The following is a 17,863-nucleotide window of genomic DNA, read 5'->3' as shown; positions in this document are numbered from 1 at the left end:
GGTTCTTAAAGGGTGGCGGTTTCGGGTGCCCAGTCCTCAGGGACGGCAGCGGATGCGGGGGCATTGCTGGTGACGTCCACGAAGGTGCCCGATTCCACGGACTCCGTGATGGAGACCATGCTGTCCAGCACATGGTAGGCGAGGTCACCGGTGGCGCGGTGGGCGGTGCCGGCGCGGAGGGCGCGGGCCATGTCCAGCACACCGAGACCGCGGCCGTTGGCGGGACCCGTGGCAGGGATGATCTCGGGTTCTTCCGCGCCGGGACGCCAGAGCTTCAGGTCGCCGTCGAAGTAGTTCGGGTCCGGGAGGGACAGGGTGGCTTCGGAGCCGGTGATCTCCACGAAGCCCATGCGCTGGCGCGGCGATTCGAAGCTGAAGACGCTGTGGCTGGACTGGCCGCCTTCGAACTGCGCCATCGCGGAGACATGCGTGGGGACCTCGACGGCGAATTCCTCGCCGGCTTTGGGGCCGGAACCGATGATGCGGGTCGTCTTTGCCGAGGAGCCGACGGCGGCCACCCTACGGATGGATCCGAAGGTCTGGATCAGGGCGGTGAGGTAGTACGGGCCCATGTCGAACAAGGGACCGGCGCCTTGCTGGAACAAGAAGGCCGGGTTCGGGTGCCAGGATTCCGGGCCGGGGGTCTGGAACGTGGTCATGCCGGTCAGCGGTGTCCCGATGTCACCGCGTTCGATAATCCTCCGGGCGGTCTGCAGGCCAGCGCCCAGGAACGTGTCCGGGGCGGTGCCCAGGCGGATGCCGGCGGCGTCAGCGGCCTTGAGCAGGCCCAGCCCGGACTGACGATCCAGGGAAAAGGGCTTCTCGGTCCAGACGTGTTTGCCGGCGTTCACCGCGGCGGTGGCCACCTCCACATGCGCGGCCGGGATGGTCAGGTTCACGATGATCTCGACGTCGGGATGGTTCAGTGCCAGCTCCGGCGTGCCGAACTCGGCAATCCCGTATTCCTCGGCGCGTGCCTTTGCTGCCTCTTCGAAGAGGTCCGCAATCACCAAGATCTTCACGTCCGGGAAGACCGTGAGGTTGTCCAGGTACTGCTTGCTGATGTTGCCCGCACCGATGAGGGCAACGCCCACGGGGCCTTTTCGTGTGGAAGGGGAGAAGCTCATGCCTGCGCTCCTTCTGCTGCCTGGGCGCCGGCTGCTTCTGCGCTGGCCGCGGCAGTCAGATACGCCAGGCTCTGGGTGATGCCCTCGAAAATGTCACCGGAGTAGTCGTCGAACTCCACCACGCCAACTTCCAGGGACTTCGCTGCGGCAATGACGTCCAGGACCGGGATGGTGCCCTGGCCTGCGGGCTGCTGGGCCTTGGTGTCAGTGCTTCCCGGGCCGTCCTTGATGTGGATGAGTTTCACCCGGTCGCCCAATCGGGCCAGCAACTCCACAGGGTCCTGGCCACCGACGGCCACCCAGTAGGTGTCAACTTCCAGGACCAGTTCCGGATCCAGCAAACCCTCAAGGTACTCCAGGGCGGTCTTGCCCTCGATGGTGGACTCCAGCTCCCAGGCGTGGTTGTGGTACCCCACACGGATGCCGTACTCAGCGCCCTTCTTCGCTGCTGCGTTGAGCTTGGCCGCGGTGGCCTGGATGTCCTCAGCTGACTGCCAGTGCTCCGCCGGAAGGAAAGGATCAATAACCGTGGTGATGCCCAGTTCCTTGGCCGCGGCGAAAATCTGGTCCTGGTCCTGGGACAACAACGGGGCGTGTCCGGACGGAGCGGTCAGGCCGTTCTCCTTCAACGCAGCGCCGAGTTCCTTGGCCGTGGCCACGAAGTTGTACGGCTCCACCTGCGTGAAACCGATCTCGGCAACCTTCCGGATGGTTCCCGGCAGGTCCTCCTGGATGGCGTCGCGGACGGTATACAGCTGGAGTGAGTAAGACATCGGGTTCCTTTTCGGGAGTGGTTTTCCGGGGAAATCAGGGCCTTGGCGCCAGTCTAGTGAGCGCCCCATGAGGGAGCCACCGATTCCGCCCAGCAATGGAATAGTCGCCAACTCTTTTCAGCCTAGAGGGACTTATGCCGAGCGTCTAGCAAAAGTCGCAATAAATCCGTCAAACTTCCGCTGAGTGACATACATAAGCAATCATGCTTCACTGAATGCATGACATTTGAGGCCGGAATCGACGCCGGAAATAGCTCCGCGCCCGAGGCCGGCAATCTTTCACGCGCCGGGAATCTCTTCCAACTCCTCCGTGACGGCAAGGCGCGCACCCGGGCTGAGCTGGCTGAAACCACGGGACTAGCCCGCTCCACTGTTGCCTCGCGGATTGACGCCCTCATCAGCGCGGGGCTCGTCGGCCCCGCCGGCGAGGCGAGCTCCACAGGCGGCAGGCCGCCGTCGCGCGTTGCCTTCAACCCCGCCGCGCGCATCGTTCTGGCCGTCGACGTCGGAGCTACCCACGTGATTGTTGCCGTCACCGACCTCGGCGGCAACGTCGTGGCCGAGCGACGGCTGAAGCAGGAAGTCGCTGACGGTCCGGACGTCGTTCTGGGCCGCGTCGTGACAGCGGGCCGGGAACTCCTGGCCGAAGCCGGCCGCGAACCCGATGACCTCGCCGGGATAGGCATAGGCCTGCCCGGGCCTGTGGAGCACGCCAGCGGCAGGCCGGTCAAGCCGCCCATCATGCCGGGCTGGGACGGATTCGACGTCGTCACTTACGTTCAGAGGTCCCTACCGGTTCCGGTTCTGGTGGACAACGACGTCAACATCATGGCCCTCGGTGAACGGACCGCATACTGGCCCGACCATGAAAACTTCCTGTTCATCAAAGTGGCCACCGGCATCGGCGCGGGCATCATCAGTAGCGGTCAATTGCAGCGTGGCGCCAACGGTACCGCCGGCGACCTCGGCCATGTCCGGGTCCCGCGCGGCGACGACGTCCTCTGCCGCTGCGGCAACCACGGCTGCCTCGAGGCACTTGCTTCAGGTCCCGCAGTCGCGCGTCAATTGCAGGCACAAGGGCTGGAAGCTGCCAGTGGCGCTGACGTCCTGCGTCTTGTGAGCGAGGGAAATCTGCAAGCCATCCAGGCGCTGCGGCAAGCCGGACGCGATGTGGGCGATGTACTGGCCACCGTGGTCAACCTCCTCAACCCGTCCATGATCATCATCGGCGGCAGCGTGGGGGAGGCCGGCGAACATCTGGTGGCCGGGATCCGCGAAGTGGTCTACCGGCGTTCCCTGCCCCTGGCCACCACACACCTGCGCATCGGCATTTCCATGGCCGGCCAACGCGCGGCCATCCTGGGCGCCAGCCACTTGGTCACGCAACACGTTCTCTCGCCGGCAGTGATTGAGGCCACGCTTCAAGCAGCGGGATGAGCGCTGCTGGATGCCGGTTGCTGGCTGGCGCCGTGATAGCAATGAAAGTGATGTCTACTTTCTTCGTTTTCCTGTGCGCCCGATGAGCCAATTCCTCGCCAGAGTTCCCCGCGGTTGGTTGATCCTCGCGTGCATCGGCCTCATTGCCCTGAACATGCGCGGGCCCTTTGTGGCAGTGGCTCCCGTGGTGGATTCGCTGCAGCAGGACCTCGGATTCTCGCCCGTCGAGCTTGGACTGCTCACCGGGATTCCCGTGCTCTGCTTCTCCCTTGCTTCACCGTTGGCCTCTTTGGCCGGACGCCGATTTGGGGCCGAATTCGCCGTGATGCTCACGCTGCTAGGGGTGCTCGCAGGAGTGGTGATCCGCTCCAGCGGTGGCGGTGCCTCGGTGATCGTGGGCACGGTCATCATTGGCGTAGCTATCACCATCGGCAACATCGCGGTGCCACTCATCATCCGCCGGGACTTCGCACCGCGGCGCCAAGCCACCGCCATGGGCGTCTACACGGCTGCCCTCAACGTCGGCTCATTTCTCACCTCGGTAGCCACGGCGCCACTTGCTGAAATGGTGGGATGGCGACTTGCCCTGGCTGCTAGCGCCTTGTTGGCTTTGGCGGCGATCCTTTTCTGGGTGCCTGCTGTTGGCGTGCGGCGGGCCTTCGTTCCCCTTCCCGTTCCTGCTCCTCCTGCTTCGTCGTCCGGACCGGTTGCGGGGGTGCGCTGGCTGACTGTGGGCCTGACGCTCGGCTTCGCGGGCCAGGCGTTCTCCTACTACGGCGTCACGGCGTGGCTGCCCAGCTTCCTGTCCGACGAACTCGCCATGGGCACCGCCGAAGCCGGCGCGGGCTCCTCGCTGTTCCAGATCTTCGCCATCGTTGGCGGCCTGGGCGTGCCGCTTCTGGCCCGCTTCGCGAGTACGACGACGGTGGCGGTCACCTTGAGCGCGCTGTGGCTGACGGTTCCCGTGGGCCTGTTGCTGGCGCCTTCGTGGTGGTGGATGTGGTCCTCGCTGGGCGGGGTGGCGCAAGGTGGCGGTATCACGGTGATCTTCATTGCCATCATCAAATTCGCGCAATCCCAGGCAGCCGCCGGCAAGATGTCCGCCGTGGTGCAAGGTGTGGGCTACTGCTTCGCTGCGTTGGCTCCCACTGTTATCGGGTTCGTGCACAGTGTGACCGACGGCTGGACTGTTCCGCTGCTGGTGATCCTTGGCTCGGTGCTCGCGTTCTGCGTGTGCACTACGTTGTCCGTACGCTGGGTGGCCCGGCAGGGGTAGGCGACCTTGCCCTGTGGGGTGAGTGCCGCCGTCGTGTTGCGCGGCCCGTGAGCTGGGCCCGGGCGGTGAGTGCCGTCGTCGTGCGTTGTCCGATTCGATGGATCCCTGCGCATTAGACGGTAGGAAGCGTCGTGTGTGCAGCGGGCCATCGAATCGGAGAGGGGCCGCCGGGAGGGGTGCGGGCATGGGTAAGCCCCGCTGCTGGGCTGCCTCCCCGGCGGTCGGGGTCACTTGTTGCGAAGAGTGCAGGCAGCCCAGCGTCGGGGCTTGATGTGTCGCTACCTCTCAGGTCACTGGACCTAGGCGGCGACGAGTTCCTCTTCCGTGGCCTCTTCTCGGGCCTCGGTGAGGAAACGGGCGTACGCGGGGATGGTCAGGAAGGTGGGGAATTCCTCGGCGAGAGTGACCTCTTCGAAGATGGCGCGGGCGTCAGCGAAGCGGTCTCCGTCGAAGCGTTCCAGGCGGGCGTATTCCTCGTCCAGCATGTCCTCCACCCATTCCCGGGTGATGATGTCGCCGTGGTCGGTGATGGCGTGGGAGTGGATCCACTGCCAGAGCTGGGAACGGGAGATCTCGGCGGTGGCGGCGTCTTCCATGAGGTTGTGGATGGCCACTGCTCCGTTGCCCCGCAGCCAGGACTCGATGTAGCGGATGCCGACTTCGATGTTCAGGCGAACCCCGCCCTCGGTGATGGTGCCCTCGGTGCTGGCGATGTCGATCAGTGCACGGTCATCCGGGGTGACGTCCTCGCGGGAGCGGTCCAACTGGTTGGGACGGTTTCCGAGAACTGAGTCAAAAACTTCCCGGCATACCGGCACCAAATCCGGGTGGGCCACCCACGAGCCGTCAAAGCCGTCGTTGGCTTCACGGGTCTTGTCCGCACGGACCTTCTCGAACGAGGCCTGGTTTGCTGCCTCGTCCTTTCGGTTGGGAACAGCAGCTGCCATGCCGCCGATCGCCATGGCACCACGACGATGGCAGGCCCTGACCAGTTGCTCGGTGTAAGCGCGCATGAACGGCTGGGTCATGGTCACCTGGCCGCGGTCCGGGAGCACGAAACGCGGTCCGCGGGTGCGGAAGTTCTTGATCAGGGAGAAGATGTAGTCCCACCGTCCGGCATTCAAACCCGAAGCGTGGTCCCGCAGTTCGTACAGGATCTCTTCCATCTCGAACGCGGCCGTGATGGTTTCGATCAGGACCGTGGCACGGATAGTTCCCTGCGGGATGCCCAGCAAGTCCTGGGCCAGGACAAAGATGTCGTTCCACAGGCGGGCTTCGAGGTGGTTCTCGATCTTGGGCAGGTAGAAGTACGGTCCCTTGCCCTGGGCGAGCAGGCGGCGGGCGTTGTGGAAGAAGAACAGCCCGAAGTCCACAATTCCGCCGGCGATCGGCTTGCCGTCAATCAGCATGTGCTTCTCCGGCAGGTGCCAGCCACGCGGACGAACCACCATGGTGGGCAGGTCCTCGGCAGCCTTTAGCTTGTATTCCTTGCCCTCAGGAGAGTTGAAATCGATCCGGCGCTCCAGTGCATCTGTCAGATTCAGCTGGCCTTGGATGACGTTGCGCCATGTCGGTGTGGAGGAGTCTTCCATGTCAGCGAGCCAGACCTTCGCACCCGAGTTCAGTGCGTTGATGGTCATCTTCTTATCCACCGGGCCCGTGATCTCCACGCGGCGATCCTCCAAACCCGGAGCCGGGGGAGCCACACGCCACGACGGATCATTTCGAATGCCCTCAGTCTCGGGACGGAACCGCGGATCCTGACCGGCCGCGATCTGCCCACGGCGGGCGTGCCGTGCCTGCATCAGCTCCTGACGACGATCCGCCGTAGCCCTGTGCAACTTGCCAATGAACTCAAGGGCGTCCGGCGTCAAAACCTCGTTCTGCCGGCAAATGGGCTGCGCGGTGATAGTGATGCCATTGATAGTGAAGTTGTCAGTGAAGCTGTTCATTTCAATCTCTCCTATGAGCAAAAGTTCGACGGCGGCACTTGGGTCGGAGCGTTTGGTGCTGGTCACCTTGGGGGCCGGGTTGGGTAATCCTCCGCGTGCTATTCCCCATCCCTCCCGCATGGCCTCGCAGAGCTCGGCCGGCGTCCGGGACAGGGCCCCTTTTACGCACGCTTCCGGACTACCCAATCCGACGTCGGGCTGTTCCAGAAGGCGCGATCCGCACGAGGCCGAAGGGCCGGTAATGCGGCAGCCTGCGTAAAGGGGCCCTTTATCCGCCCTCGACCGAGTTCTACGAGGTCAAAGGCCGGATATGGGGATAGCAGGCAGAGTGTTGCCGGTCCGTAGGCCGGAGGTGACAACCGGGCCAGCGGCGCTGGGGGCCCCGGCCGCCGTCGGATGTTGGTTAGTGGAACTGGCCCTCTTCGGTCGATCCGACCAGTGCGAGGGTGGATGCGTTCGGGTTGAGCGCGGTGGCGATGTCGTCGAAGTAGCCGGTGCCGACTTCGCGCTGGTGCTTGGTGGCGGTGTAGCCGCGGGACTCGGAGGCGAATTCCTTCTCCTGAAGCTCGACGTAGGCGCTCATGCCTTCACGGGCGTAACCGTGGGCGAGGTCGAACATGGAGTAGTTCAGGGCGTGGAAGCCGGCCAGGGTGATGAACTGGAACGTGAAGCCCATGGCACCGAGTTCGCGCTGGAACTTGGCGATGGTGGTGTCGTCCAGGTGCTTGCGCCAATTGAACGACGGGGAGCAGTTGTAGGAGAGCATCTGGTCCGGGAACTCGGCCTTGACCGATTCGGCGAACTTGCGGGCCAGTTCCAGGTCCGGGGTGCCGGTCTCCATCCAGATGAGGTCGGAGTACGGTGCGTAGGCCTTGGCACGGGCGATGCAGGGTTCGATCCCGTTGCGGACCTTGTAGAAGCCCTCGGCGGTGCGAACCGGTTGTCCCCCTTCGCGGAGGATGAATTCCTGGTCGCGCTCGTCAACGTCTGAGGTGATCAGGGTTGCGGCTTCGGCGTCGGTACGGGCGATGACCACGGTGGGGGTGTCGGCGACGTCGGCTGCCAGGCGTGCGGCGTTCAGGGTGCGGATGTGCTGCTGGGTGGGGATGAGGACCTTGCCGCCCAGGTGGCCGCACTTCTTCTCCGAAGCGAGCTGGTCTTCCCAGTGAACGCCCGAAGCGCCGGCGGTGATCATGGATTTCATGAGCTCGTAGGCGTTCAGCGGGCCACCGAAACCGGCTTCGGCGTCGGCGACGATCGGGACCAACCAGTCCTCAACAGTTTTGACGCCCTCGGCGTATTCGATCTGGTCTGCGCGGAGCAGGGCGTTGTTGATACGGCGGACAACCTGGGGTACCGAGTTGGCCGGGTACAGGGACTGGTCCGGGTAGGTCTGGCCCGAGAGGTTGGCATCGGCGGCGACCTGCCAGCCGGAAAGGTAGATGGCGCGGAGGCCGGCCTTGACCTGCTGCACTGCCTGGTTGCCCGTCAGGGCGCCCAAAGCGTTGGTGTAGCCGCCGGTGGGAGCTTCCTCGGTGAGCTGCTTCCAGAGCTTCTCCGAGCCGCGGCGGGCCAGGGTGTGCTCTTCGGAGACGCGACCGCGGAGGCGGACGACGTCGGTGGCCGAGTAATCACGGGTGACGCCTTCCCACCGCGGGTTGGCGGACCATTCAAGTTCCAGCGCGGCTGCCTGCTGCTCTGCGGAAGGTTCTGCTGGTTCAAACGATGCGGTCATTGCATTGTCTCCTTGGTGGTGCCCGGGCCGGCCGCCGCTGCGCCTTTGCTGCATCGGCCGGCTACCCGGGATCTGTATTTCTTTTTCGTAAGTCCTACTTTTCTGCACTTCCAAGAGGGTTACTAGAGGAAAACTATGGAAAGAAATGCACTTCTTCGCGTATTCTCAAGAAATGTCCCCTCTGAGCTGGAATCGCGAAGTAGCATCGCCGTCGTTGTCCGCTGCGTCCCCGGAACTGGACGTCATCAGCCTGGGCCGCCGCGTGCGCCATCTGCGCAAACAGGCCGGGCTGACGCTGGACGACTTGAGTGCCGCCGTCGGGACCGCACCGAGCCAGCTGAGCCTGATCGAAAACGGCAAGCGCGAACCAAAATTGGGGCTGCTTCAGCAGCTCGCTGCATCACTGAATGTGAGCATCGATCAACTGCTGGGGGCGGAGCCGCCGAGTCGCCGGGCCGCGCTGGAAATCGAACTGGAACGGTACCAGCGCGGACCGCTGTACGAGTCCCTCAACCTGCCCAAAATCCGCATCAGCTCGCGGCTTCCACTGGATGTGCTGGAGTCACAGGTGGGGCTGCTTCAGGAGCTCGAACGCAAACTTAATGAGCAAGTCGCGACGCCGGAAGAAGCCCGCCGCGCGAACGGCGAGTTGCGTGCCATGATGCGCGAGCGCGGTAACTATTTCCCCGAGTATGAGGCGGAGGCGCAGAAGGTTCTCAAGGGTGTGGGCTACACCGCCGGTCCGCTGAGCCAGCACGTTATCGCGGACATCGCCGAGAACCTCGGTTTCACGTTGCACCACGTGGGCGATTTGCCGCACTCCACGCGGTCAGTCACCGACTTGAAGAACCACAGAATTTATCTAACACAGAACCAGCGCCAGGATCACGACCCCCGCTCGGTCCTCCTGCAGGCGTTGGGCCATTACGTCCTGGGGCATGAAACTCCGCGGAACTACGGCGATTTCCTGGCCCAACGTGTGGCCACCAACTACTTTGCCGCCGCATTGCTGCTTCCGGAACAGGCAACGGTTGAGTTCCTGCAAAAAGCCAAGGCGGCCAAGGAAATCGCGGTTGAGGACATCCGGGACGCTTTCGCCGTGTCCTACGAAACTGCCGCCCACCGTTTCACCAACCTCGCCACTAAGCACCTGGGCATCACCACGCACTTCCAGAAGACCCACCAGTCCGGCATCATCTACAAGGCCTACGAGAACGACGGCGTCACCTTCCCGCAGGACCACACCGGAGCGATTGAGGGGCAGCCGTCGTGCAAAGCGTGGACCTCACGTGCAGTGTTCGATGTACCGGACAAGTTCAGCGCCTACAGCCAATACACGGATACTCCTTCGGGAACTTACTGGTGCACGGCCCGGACCGAACGCTCGGCGAACGGGGAGTTCTCACTGAGCATCGGCGTGCCCTATCAGCACGTGAAATGGTTCCGCGGCCGGGAGACCACGGCGCGCGCCACGTCCAACTGCCCGGACCCCAACTGCTGCAAGCGGCCCCCGGCCTCGCTGGCGAATGAGTGGGCAGGAAACGCCTGGCCTTCCGCACGGGCCCACTCACACCTGCTGGCCGCCATGCCTCCCGGTGCGTTCCCCGGCGTGGACGAGACCGAGGTGTACTCCTTCTTGGCGGCCCACTCCGAGCGCTGACCCTCTATCAGGTCCCGCGGGTTTGGGCTGGACGCTCTATCAGGTCCCGCGGGCTTGGGGCTTGACGCTCTCTCACCTCCCGCGGGCTTGGGGCTTGACGCTCTATCAGGTCCCGCGGGCTTGGGCTTGACGCTCTATCGCGTCCCGCGGGTTTGGGTGCCGCCCTGACTAGCGGACAAGTCGCTGCACCAGCACCGCAGCGGCTTCGACAACCTCGTCGGCCTCGCGTTTGGATGCACTCAGGGCGACTTCTTGCCCGGCGACGGTGACGATGTCCGTGATCACCGCAACTGTGAGGCGCCCCAACGTGTCGTCGCCGGCACCGAGGAGTACGGAATTCTGCCGGACCCACTCGCGGCCACGTTCCCGCCGGAGTACTTCGAAGCCCGGGGGAGTGTCGCCCTCGATGAAGACGCGCTCCAAGTCGCGGTGCTTCCAGGTGTAGTCGAAGTAGCTGCGGCTGCCGACGTTGAACAGCGCAAGGGAATCGTTCTCGCCGGCCTTGCGTGCCTTCGCCACGGATGCGGCCACCAGGCGTTCGTGTTCATTTTGGTAGTCGTCCCACAGGGCAAGAAAGAGCTCGGTCTTCCCGCCGAAGTGGTGATAGAGGCTGCCGACGCTGGAGCCGGCACGAGCCACGATGTCCGAGATGCCTGCATCGGTGAATCCGTGGTCCACGAATACCCCGGCGGCCGCATCCAGCAGATTGCGTTGGGTGGCGGCGGTGCGGGTCCACTGCCAGGAGCCCGCGTTGTTGGCTACTTCGGACGTCTTACGGACCATGCTGTGGGCTCCTCTCGCAGGAAGGACGTAAACCGGAGTGTCGAACCGCCATTTTTTGGAATCCTACCCTCCAAGAATCCACATAGCCAGCAACAAGCCTTGACTGGCCCATGAAACACAGGAAATAATTCTGGAAGTTTGTTCTAGAAATACATATTGCGGCATGTATCCGAATGCTGCGATTTTTGACGTCGAACGCCCCGAAACCCGGGTGCCGTTTTCACCGTCGGGCTGCAACTGGTTGAATCGCTATATAGCGCCAACTGGTCGCAGCCAAACAAGCCAGAGAGGAACGCGGCCTGATGTCCGTTTCAAGCAAGTCGTCCGGGATCACGTCGAACAGGTGGTTCAAACCCGTCGTCGTCACCGCAGGAGCTTTGGTGGTGGCACTGGTCCTGGTGCTCGTTGCGCAATGGCTGCGGACCCTTCAACCCGTGCAGCAGTTCCTCACCGACTACCCCGGGCACTCGGCCATTCCTGAAGGCACTCCCACCGGATTCCCGGCATGGCTCGGCTGGCAGCACTTCCTCAACATGTTCTTCATCGTCCTGATCATCCGGTCCGGCTGGCAGGTGCGCACCACCACCCGCCCGGCAGCCAACTGGACCCGGAACAACAAGGGCTTCATCAAGACCAAAAACCCGCCCACCAAGATCAGCCTGGACCTCTGGTTCCACCTGACCTTGGATGCGCTGTGGGTCCTGAACGGCATCATCTTCATCGTGCTGCTGTTCGCGACGAGCCAGTGGCTGAGGATCGTACCCACTTCCTGGGATGTCTTCCCCAACGCAGTCTCGGCCGGTCTGCAGTATGCCTCATTGAACTGGCCGGTTGAAAACGGCTGGAACAACTACAACAGCCTCCAACTGCTCACCTACTTCGTGACGGTCTTCATCGCCGCGCCGTTGGCCATTATCACCGGAATCCGGATGTCCGGCGCATGGCCCAAGAAGGCTGCAATCAACAAGTTCTACCCGATAGAACTGGCCCGCAAGATCCACTTTCCGGTGATGATCTACTTCGTGGCCTTCGTAATTGTCCACGTGACCTTGGTACTGGCTACAGGCGCGCTGAACAACCTGAACCACATGTACGCCTCCAACAACGACTACAGCTGGTGGGGCTTCGGCATCTTCGCGGCGTCCATCGTGTTTACTGCCGCTGCGTGGTTCCTGGCTCGGCCCTTGTTCCTGCGCCCGATCGCCTCGCTTATGGGCAAGGTTTCGCGCTAACCCAAACGCACATGAAAAAAGCCGCCTCGGAGATGATCCGAGGCGGCTGTTTTCTTGTGATGCAGAGACTAGGACAGCGCCCCGCCCTGCCAGAGAGCATCGAAAGGTGCACCCGAGGACACCCGGTTCTTGATGCCGGCAGTGACAAACGCCTTCGCGGTACGGGCAGCTTCCAGAGGAGTGGCACCCTTGGCGAGTTCGGCAGTTACGGCGGCGGCCAACGAGCAACCTGCGCCGGATACGGCTACTTCGCCAACCTTCGGTGCACGCAGGACTTCCAGCGTCTGGCCGTCGTAGTAGACGTCGACGGCGTCAGGTCCTTCCAGCCGCACCCCACCCTTGGCGAGGACTGCTGCGCCGCTGATCTCGTGGATGCGGATGGCGGCGGCCTTGAGCGACTCTTCGTCGGTAATGGTGAGTCCGGAAAGTGACTCGGCCTCGAAGTGGTTCGGCGTGACGAACGTAGCCAGCGGCAGGATCTGTGCCTTCAGCGCCTGGTCGGTGTCCAGGGCGTGGCCAGGCTCCTGGCCCTTGCAGATCAGGACCGGGTCCAGCACCACATGGGTGAACGAAGCCTCAGTCAGAGCCTTCTCCACGGTGCTGATGGTTGCCGGGCTTCCGAGCATGCCGATCTTCACGGTGTCCAGCACGGACGGTGCGCCGGAAGCGGCACCATATGCCGCCGTCGTGGCTTCCAACTGGTCTGCGATGACCTGCTGGTCTACCGGAACAAAGCGGTGGTTCCAGTTGTCCTTCGGATTGAAGGAAACAATGCAGGTGAGGTTCGCGATGCCGAACACTCCGAGTTCCTGGAAGGTCTTGAGGTCCGCCTGCGCGCCGGCGCCACCGGTCGCTTCGGAACCGGCAATGGTCAGGGCAATGGCAGGGGCAACGGCAGAAGTCATGACTCCATTTTGGCAGTTGCTCCGCTTCGACTCCTAAACGAGGCTACCCGTGCAGCGCCCGGTAAGCGGCCTCAGCCGCGGGATGCAGCGGCACTCCGGCGGTGTTGATCAGTGTCTCGGGGCTGAGGAACTGCACGCCAGTGCTGGACCTCGGCACCAGATCCTGGGCTTGTTCCACCAAAAGTTCCACAGTCTGGCGGACAACGTGATCGGCCAGATCCCTGCGGCACAGGAGCAGGTTGGCCACGCCGACGGTCCACACGGCGGGTGCTTTTCCGTAGCTGTTCGCAGGGATGAGGACTCGGTCGTAGAAGAATCCTGACTCAGCACGTGTTGCCGGAATGAGTTCAGAGAGGTCCAGGAGTCGCATGTCCAGATCGGGCGCCGCAGCAGCGATAGGTGCGGTCGGAACGCCGCCGGACTGGATCATGACGTCAATGGAACCCTCCCTCAGTGACGCCAGCGCGTGATTCAACCCGAGGTTCACCTGCTTCAGCCCTCGGTCAGGCCCGGCCATTTCCGGAGACAGCCCCGCGGCCGCAATGATGCGCCCGGCCGTGAGGGTAGTTCCCGAGCCAACCTCACCCACGCCCGCGGTTTTCCCGGCGAGGTCCGCGAAAGTTCGGATGCCGCTGTCTTGGCGAACGATGCAGTGGACATAGTTTTGGTACACCTTTCCCAGAGCCACCAACTGCCCACCGCCTGTCCCCGCGGGTGTAGCTTGAGCGGGCTCTGCAGCTTGCGCGGCGGCGTCGGCCAGAGCGATGGCGAACGTCGCATCTCCCGATAAGACCCTCTGGATGTTCTCCAGACTTCCGCCGGTGGTCATGGCAACGGCCCTCTCAGCGACCCCCTCCCGCTGCAGCAGGTCGGCGAGCAGGGTGGCAAATTCGAGGTAAAAACCGCCCGATTCGCCGCCGGCAACGGTGAGTTTCTGCGGCCGATCCTCCGTGGTGCAGCCTGCCGACGATGCCAGCAGGGCACCGCCCAAGCCGAGTGTGACTGCTGTTTTGATGGCGTTTCGCCGGGAAACAGGAGGTAGCTCAGGCATGCGAACCGTCCCGAGGCCGAGCAAATTCAAGACGCGCTATCAACCCGTGTGGCTCCCTCGTTTCCAGGACCAACAGCGCCCCGTTGGCCTCCGCCAGCCGTTCCACAATGGTCATACCCAGGCCGTTGCCAGGGATCTTGCTGTGCTGCGGCGCCCGCCAGAACCTGGTGGTGGACGCGGCGAGCTGATCGACCGGGAGACCCGGGCCGTTGTCGGAGATCTCGACGGCGGTACCTCCTTGGGTGGGCTTGCTCGCCACGGTGATGCGGGCACCCGGAGCGTATTTGATGGCATTGGCAAGGAGTTCGCCCACCATGTGCGCGAGTTCATCGGGGTCGCAAACGATCTGGCTTTCGGACGCAGGGCCTTCCAATGTCAGCTCTGACCCGGCACGGCGGGCGGCCGGCGTCGCCCTCTCCACTTCACCCTGCAGGACCGGAAAGGGATCGATGACGGCCAGGCGCTTGTGCTCTGACTCCCGCTCCGCGCGGGCGGACCCTTCAGAGGCACGGTGTTCAGCGGTAGCCAGCTTCAGCACGCCGTCGAGCATTTCCTCCACCCGCTCAAGCTCCGCCACCACGCCGGCCGCAGCTTGTTTCTCAGGATCCGATCGCAGAGCAAGTTGCAGCAGGTCGATCCGCAGGCGCAGTGCCCCCACGGGGTTCCGGAGCTGGTGCGAAGTATCCGCGATGAGCCGGCGCTGCGAGTCCATGCTCCGGGTCACGGTACCGGCCATGGCCGTGAAGGAGCGGCTCAGCTCCCGGAGCTCAGGCGGCCCGGCCTCGGGAAGCTGACTGGTTTTCCCCGTCGATTCGAGCTCGTGAACTGCTCTGCTGAGGCGATGGACCGGGCGCAAAACCCAAGCCGTAATCCGCGATGCCGCCACCAATAGCAGCATGCCCAGCGCCACCGCGGCCAGCCCGACGACGAGCCACCGCTCCCGCAGCTTCTGCCGGGCTGCATTGAGGCTGACTTCAACAACCACTTCGCCGAGGACCTGGCTGGCCGTCCCAAAGGACCTGGAGATGAAGTCGTTGCCTGTCCCGAAGGCGCGGATGGGATTCAGCGTGGTGTCGCTGAGGTTGAGGCTCGCCCGGTTGAGCGCGTCCCTGACCTCTGGCTGGTCCTCGCTGAGACCGCCGGATCGGAGGTTTTTCTGTTGGAGCCGGATCAGGATTCCTTCGCCGTAAAGCTCGGAGTATCGGTCCATTTCCCGCTGGAGTTGGGTGGTGTTGTTGTCCTCAGCGGCGTCGCTGGCCAGTTGAGCGAAGCGGTTGAGAGCTGCCACGCGATTGATCTGCAGTTCCTGGGTGAGCTCCCTGCTGGCCGAAGTCAGGATTACGCTGGACACCGTCACCACAATGATCACCACTAGCAGGCTCAGGATGCCGAGGACCCGGACTTTCACGGTTGCTCTACCCGGTAGCCGACGCCCCGGACGTTGATGATGAACCCGGGAAGCTGGAGCTTGGACCGGAGGCCGGTGAGGTGCACATCCAAAGATCTGGAATGGGCCACGAACGCGTCGCCCCAGAGCGCATCCAGGATCTGTTCCCTGGTCACCACCGAACCCGCGTTCCTGGTCAAAAGACTGAGGAGGTCGAACTCAGTTGCGGTCAGGGCGAGTTGCCTTTGGCCCACGGATGCGACCCGGCGGTCCAAGTCCACTTCCAAATCTCCCAGGACAATTGTGTGCGGAGCTTCCTGGCCCGAGCGGTTGGTTCGTCTGGTAACTGCTTCGATTCTGGCGAGCAATTCCACGAGCTTCACGGGTTTGACCAGGTAGTCATCTGCGCCGGACCTGAGGCCCAGCACCACGCTGCGTTCGTCGTCGCGGGCCGTCAGAATCAGGATGGGAATCTGGGTGACTTGGCGGAGTTTCCGCAGGACATCCAAACCATCCAAGTCCGGGAGGCCGAGGTCCAGCAGGATCACCTCGTGCTGCCTGTGTGCCAGCAACGCATCCTCCCCGCGCGACACCCGGCTGTGCTTATGGCCGGCCGAAGCGACGGCAGCGCTCAAGGCCGACGCCATGGCGTCGTCATCCTCGACGATGAGCACGTGCACTGTCTTTGATTCCTTCGGCTTGCTGGGCTGGTTCGCTGCGGGGTGATTCGCTACTAGAGCTTAACGTTGTGAGGCCCGCTCTGCGCCCTTCGGAGTATCCAAAGCGCGCAGAACGGGCCCAACAACGCAGGCAGGTCAGGCGTCGACGCGATCCTTCGTGCCGTCGTCGTCCTTCACAATGCCCTTGGCCACGAAGGCGTTGCCCTGTTCCGCGTCCAGATGCGTGGGCTTCTTGTTCTTCAGCGCGAAGATGTACACCAGCAGCGAGATGAAGATCGCGGCGGTGACGTAAGTGAAGAACAGGTCCACCTGGTCCGACTTCTGCAGCGCAGCGCCAATCAGCGGAACGGTGCCGCCGAAGAGCGAGTTGGCGATCGCGTAGCCAAGCCCGACGCCCAGGGCGCGGATGGATGCCGGGAAGAGTTCAGCCTTCACCAATGCGTTGATGGATGTGTAGCCACCCACCATCAGCAAGCCGCCGAACATCAGCAAGAAAGCCACGAACGGATCCTTGGTTCCAGCAAGTGTGGAGAGCAGCGGCCAAGTGAACAGCACACCCGTCACTCCGAACCAGATCAGCAGCGGCTTCCGGCCGATCTTGTCTGAGAGCATGCCGTACACGGGCTGCAGCAGCATGAAGATGAACAGCGCCCAGAAATTGATGACGGAAGTATCGGTCTTGGCGATCCCGGACGTATCGTTCATGAACTTCAAGATGAAGTTGGTGTACGTGTAGAACGCCACCGTGCCGCCCAAGGTGATGCCGATGCAAATGAGCAGCGGCTTCCAGTGTTTGGTGAACAGCAGCTTCATGGTGCCTGGCTGTGCCTCGCCCTCAACCTTGACGTGCGCGGCGCGGAGCTGATCTGCGGAAAGAGTCTCCTCCATGGAGCGGCGGAGCCACAGCACCACCAGCGCAGCGACGCCGCCCACCGCGAACGGAATCCGCCAGCCCCATGCCGTCAGGTCTTCCTTGCTCATGGTGTTTTGCAGGATCACCAGCACCAGAAGAGCGAGCATCTGCCCGCCGATCAGCGTCACGTACTGGAAGCTGGAGAAGAAGCCGCGGCGTTTGGCCGTCGCAGCCTCGGACATGTAGGTGGCGCTGGTGCCATACTCGCCGCCAACCGAGAAACCCTGAATCATGCGGATAAACACCAAGAGAATCAGGGCCCACAGGCCTATGACGTCCTGCGTCGGAAGGATGGCGATTGCGAAGGAGCCGGCCGACATCATGGTCACGCTGAGCGTTAGCGCGGCTTTGCGGCCCTTGCGGTCCGCATAACGGCCGAAGAACCAACTGCCGATCGGACGCATGAGGAACGACGTCGAGAAGACCGCCATCGCCTCGAGGCCGGCCTGAAGGTCGTCGGAGGAGTTAAAGAAGTGCGACTGAAAATACGCCGCGAAAGCGGTGTAAACGTAAACATCGAACCACTCCACGAGGTTGCCCGCGGAGCCTTTAAGGATGTTGCTCACGGCCTTGCGTGTCTGGGCGGCTTCGCTCAGGGGCGCAGCTTGTTGGGTGCTCATCAATGAACCTTCCTGGACGGCAGCGTTTTGCAACGGCCGTGTCTTGCATGAGTTCGTTCTGTCCATGAAGCGGGTGCTCATGGCGTCCTTGCGCATGGCTCTTCGTCGACTAAGAAAGGCCCTCCAAGGTGAAGAGGACATGTTCCAAACTATGGGTGATGCACGGCACAGCCAACGTGGGAGCGGATTTCCTAACACTTCCTTAGGTTTCGGCAGGCGTCTGTTGAGGCACGACGGCGACCGCTCGCCCCAGGTGCTCGGCTGCAGCTTCCGCTGTGGTCCTGTCGTTCTCTCAGGTCCCTCGGGTTTGGGTGCGTCGGGCCGGCCGTGAC

14 protein-coding genes are annotated in these 17,863 nt (G+C 63.2%); 4 read left to right on the top strand and 10 right to left on the bottom strand.

From position 1 onward, the window contains the following. Nucleotides 1-5 precede the first annotated feature (5 nt). Nucleotides 6-1,127, bottom strand: a complete 1,122-nt coding sequence (locus J7I86_RS03030) for a Gfo/Idh/MocA family protein (protein ID WP_214815380.1) — start codon at nucleotides 1,125-1,127, stop codon at nucleotides 6-8. Next, the gene (locus J7I86_RS03025) at nucleotides 1,124-1,900 is read right to left on the bottom strand and encodes a sugar phosphate isomerase/epimerase (RefSeq protein ID WP_214815378.1); all 777 of its coding nucleotides are present in this window, start codon (nucleotides 1,898-1,900) and stop codon (nucleotides 1,124-1,126) included. The genes J7I86_RS03030 and J7I86_RS03025 overlap by 4 nt, the downstream gene beginning before the upstream one ends. 219 nt (nucleotides 1,901-2,119) lie before the next feature. Between J7I86_RS03025 and J7I86_RS03020 the strand changes: the two genes are divergently transcribed. Beyond that, the gene (locus J7I86_RS03020; protein WP_214815375.1) at nucleotides 2,120-3,337 is read left to right on the top strand and encodes an ROK family transcriptional regulator; all 1,218 of its coding nucleotides are present in this window, start codon (nucleotides 2,120-2,122) and stop codon (nucleotides 3,335-3,337) included. Nucleotides 3,338-3,419: 82 nt separating this feature from the next. Further along, nucleotides 3,420-4,613, top strand: coding sequence for a CynX/NimT family MFS transporter (locus J7I86_RS03015; RefSeq protein ID WP_214815373.1), 1,194 nt, complete (start codon nucleotides 3,420-3,422; stop codon nucleotides 4,611-4,613). Between the two features lie 299 nt (nucleotides 4,614-4,912). On the opposite strand, the gene aceB is transcribed toward J7I86_RS03015, so the two are convergent. Continuing rightward, on the bottom strand, nucleotides 4,913-6,565 hold the full coding sequence (gene aceB / locus J7I86_RS03010; protein ID WP_214815372.1) for a malate synthase A: 1,653 nt from the start codon (nucleotides 6,563-6,565) through the stop codon (nucleotides 4,913-4,915). Nucleotides 6,566-6,968: 403 nt separating this feature from the next. After that, on the bottom strand, nucleotides 6,969-8,300 hold the full coding sequence (gene aceA, locus J7I86_RS03005) for an isocitrate lyase (RefSeq protein WP_214815370.1): 1,332 nt from the start codon (nucleotides 8,298-8,300) through the stop codon (nucleotides 6,969-6,971). Nucleotides 8,301-8,445: 145 nt separating this feature from the next. Here aceA and J7I86_RS03000 point away from each other — a divergent pair, with 145 nt between their 5' ends. Next, entirely contained in the window at nucleotides 8,446-9,960 is a 1,515-nt protein-coding gene (locus J7I86_RS03000; protein WP_214815368.1) for an XRE family transcriptional regulator, read from the top strand. 168 nt (nucleotides 9,961-10,128) lie between these two features. Here the strand turns inward: J7I86_RS03000 and J7I86_RS02995 are convergent, their stop codons facing one another. Continuing rightward, on the bottom strand, nucleotides 10,129-10,743 hold the full coding sequence (locus J7I86_RS02995; RefSeq protein WP_214815366.1) for a TetR/AcrR family transcriptional regulator: 615 nt from the start codon (nucleotides 10,741-10,743) through the stop codon (nucleotides 10,129-10,131). 302 nt (nucleotides 10,744-11,045) lie between these two features. Between J7I86_RS02995 and J7I86_RS02990 the strand changes: the two genes are divergently transcribed. Beyond that, nucleotides 11,046-11,975, top strand: a complete 930-nt coding sequence (locus J7I86_RS02990) for a cytochrome b/b6 domain-containing protein (RefSeq protein ID WP_214815364.1) — start codon at nucleotides 11,046-11,048, stop codon at nucleotides 11,973-11,975. A 68-nt stretch (nucleotides 11,976-12,043) separates the two neighbouring features. On the opposite strand, the gene J7I86_RS02985 is transcribed toward J7I86_RS02990, so the two are convergent. From J7I86_RS02985 to J7I86_RS02965, 5 genes are all read right to left on the bottom strand, one after another. Continuing rightward, nucleotides 12,044-12,880, bottom strand: a complete 837-nt coding sequence (locus J7I86_RS02985) for a hydroxymethylpyrimidine/phosphomethylpyrimidine kinase (protein ID WP_214815362.1) — start codon at nucleotides 12,878-12,880, stop codon at nucleotides 12,044-12,046. 43 nt (nucleotides 12,881-12,923) lie between these two features. Beyond that, the gene (locus tag J7I86_RS02980) at nucleotides 12,924-13,931 is read right to left on the bottom strand and encodes a TAXI family TRAP transporter solute-binding subunit (RefSeq protein ID WP_214815360.1); all 1,008 of its coding nucleotides are present in this window, start codon (nucleotides 13,929-13,931) and stop codon (nucleotides 12,924-12,926) included. After that, on the bottom strand, nucleotides 13,924-15,339 hold the full coding sequence (locus J7I86_RS02975; protein WP_214815358.1) for a HAMP domain-containing sensor histidine kinase: 1,416 nt from the start codon (nucleotides 15,337-15,339) through the stop codon (nucleotides 13,924-13,926). The genes J7I86_RS02980 and J7I86_RS02975 overlap by 8 nt, the downstream gene beginning before the upstream one ends. Beyond that, entirely contained in the window at nucleotides 15,336-15,998 is a 663-nt protein-coding gene (locus J7I86_RS02970; RefSeq protein WP_214815355.1) for a response regulator transcription factor, read from the bottom strand. Before J7I86_RS02970 ends, J7I86_RS02975 begins: the two co-directional genes overlap by 4 nt. A gap of 135 nt (nucleotides 15,999-16,133) precedes the next feature. Continuing rightward, entirely contained in the window at nucleotides 16,134-17,531 is a 1,398-nt protein-coding gene (locus tag J7I86_RS02965; RefSeq protein ID WP_214815353.1) for an MFS transporter, read from the bottom strand. Nucleotides 17,532-17,863: the final 332 nt, after the last annotated feature.

Source organism: Arthrobacter sp. ISL-95 (genome assembly GCF_018613695.1).
In the GTDB taxonomy this organism is placed as follows: Bacteria; Actinomycetota; Actinomycetes; order Actinomycetales; family Micrococcaceae; genus Arthrobacter.
Note: the sequence above shows the minus strand (reverse complement) of the source record. Positions and strands in the feature narration are given on the sequence as shown.

What these genes read in the sequence shown, in the direction of transcription:
- aceB (WP_214815372.1), bottom strand. Translation starts at nt 6,565, where the DNA reads ATGAACAGCTTCACTGACAACTTCACTATCAATGGCATCACTATCACC.
- aceA (WP_214815370.1), bottom strand. Translation starts at nt 8,300, where the DNA reads ATGACCGCATCGTTTGAACCAGCAGAACCTTCCGCAGAGCAGCAGGCA.
- J7I86_RS02990 (WP_214815364.1), top strand. Translation starts at nt 11,046, where the DNA reads ATGTCCGTTTCAAGCAAGTCGTCCGGGATCACGTCGAACAGGTGGTTC.
- J7I86_RS03000 (WP_214815368.1), top strand. Translation starts at nt 8,446, where the DNA reads ATGCACTTCTTCGCGTATTCTCAAGAAATGTCCCCTCTGAGCTGGAAT.
- J7I86_RS02995 (WP_214815366.1), bottom strand. Translation starts at nt 10,743, where the DNA reads ATGGTCCGTAAGACGTCCGAAGTAGCCAACAACGCGGGCTCCTGGCAG.
- J7I86_RS02980 (WP_214815360.1), bottom strand. Translation starts at nt 13,931, where the DNA reads ATGCCTGAGCTACCTCCTGTTTCCCGGCGAAACGCCATCAAAACAGCA.
- J7I86_RS03030 (WP_214815380.1), bottom strand. Translation starts at nt 1,127, where the DNA reads ATGAGCTTCTCCCCTTCCACACGAAAAGGCCCCGTGGGCGTTGCCCTC.
- J7I86_RS03015 (WP_214815373.1), top strand. Translation starts at nt 3,420, where the DNA reads ATGAGCCAATTCCTCGCCAGAGTTCCCCGCGGTTGGTTGATCCTCGCG.
- J7I86_RS03020 (WP_214815375.1), top strand. Translation starts at nt 2,120, where the DNA reads ATGACATTTGAGGCCGGAATCGACGCCGGAAATAGCTCCGCGCCCGAG.
- J7I86_RS03025 (WP_214815378.1), bottom strand. Translation starts at nt 1,900, where the DNA reads ATGTCTTACTCACTCCAGCTGTATACCGTCCGCGACGCCATCCAGGAG.
- J7I86_RS02965 (WP_214815353.1), bottom strand. Translation starts at nt 17,531, where the DNA reads ATGAGCACCCAACAAGCTGCGCCCCTGAGCGAAGCCGCCCAGACACGC.
- J7I86_RS02985 (WP_214815362.1), bottom strand. Translation starts at nt 12,880, where the DNA reads ATGACTTCTGCCGTTGCCCCTGCCATTGCCCTGACCATTGCCGGTTCC.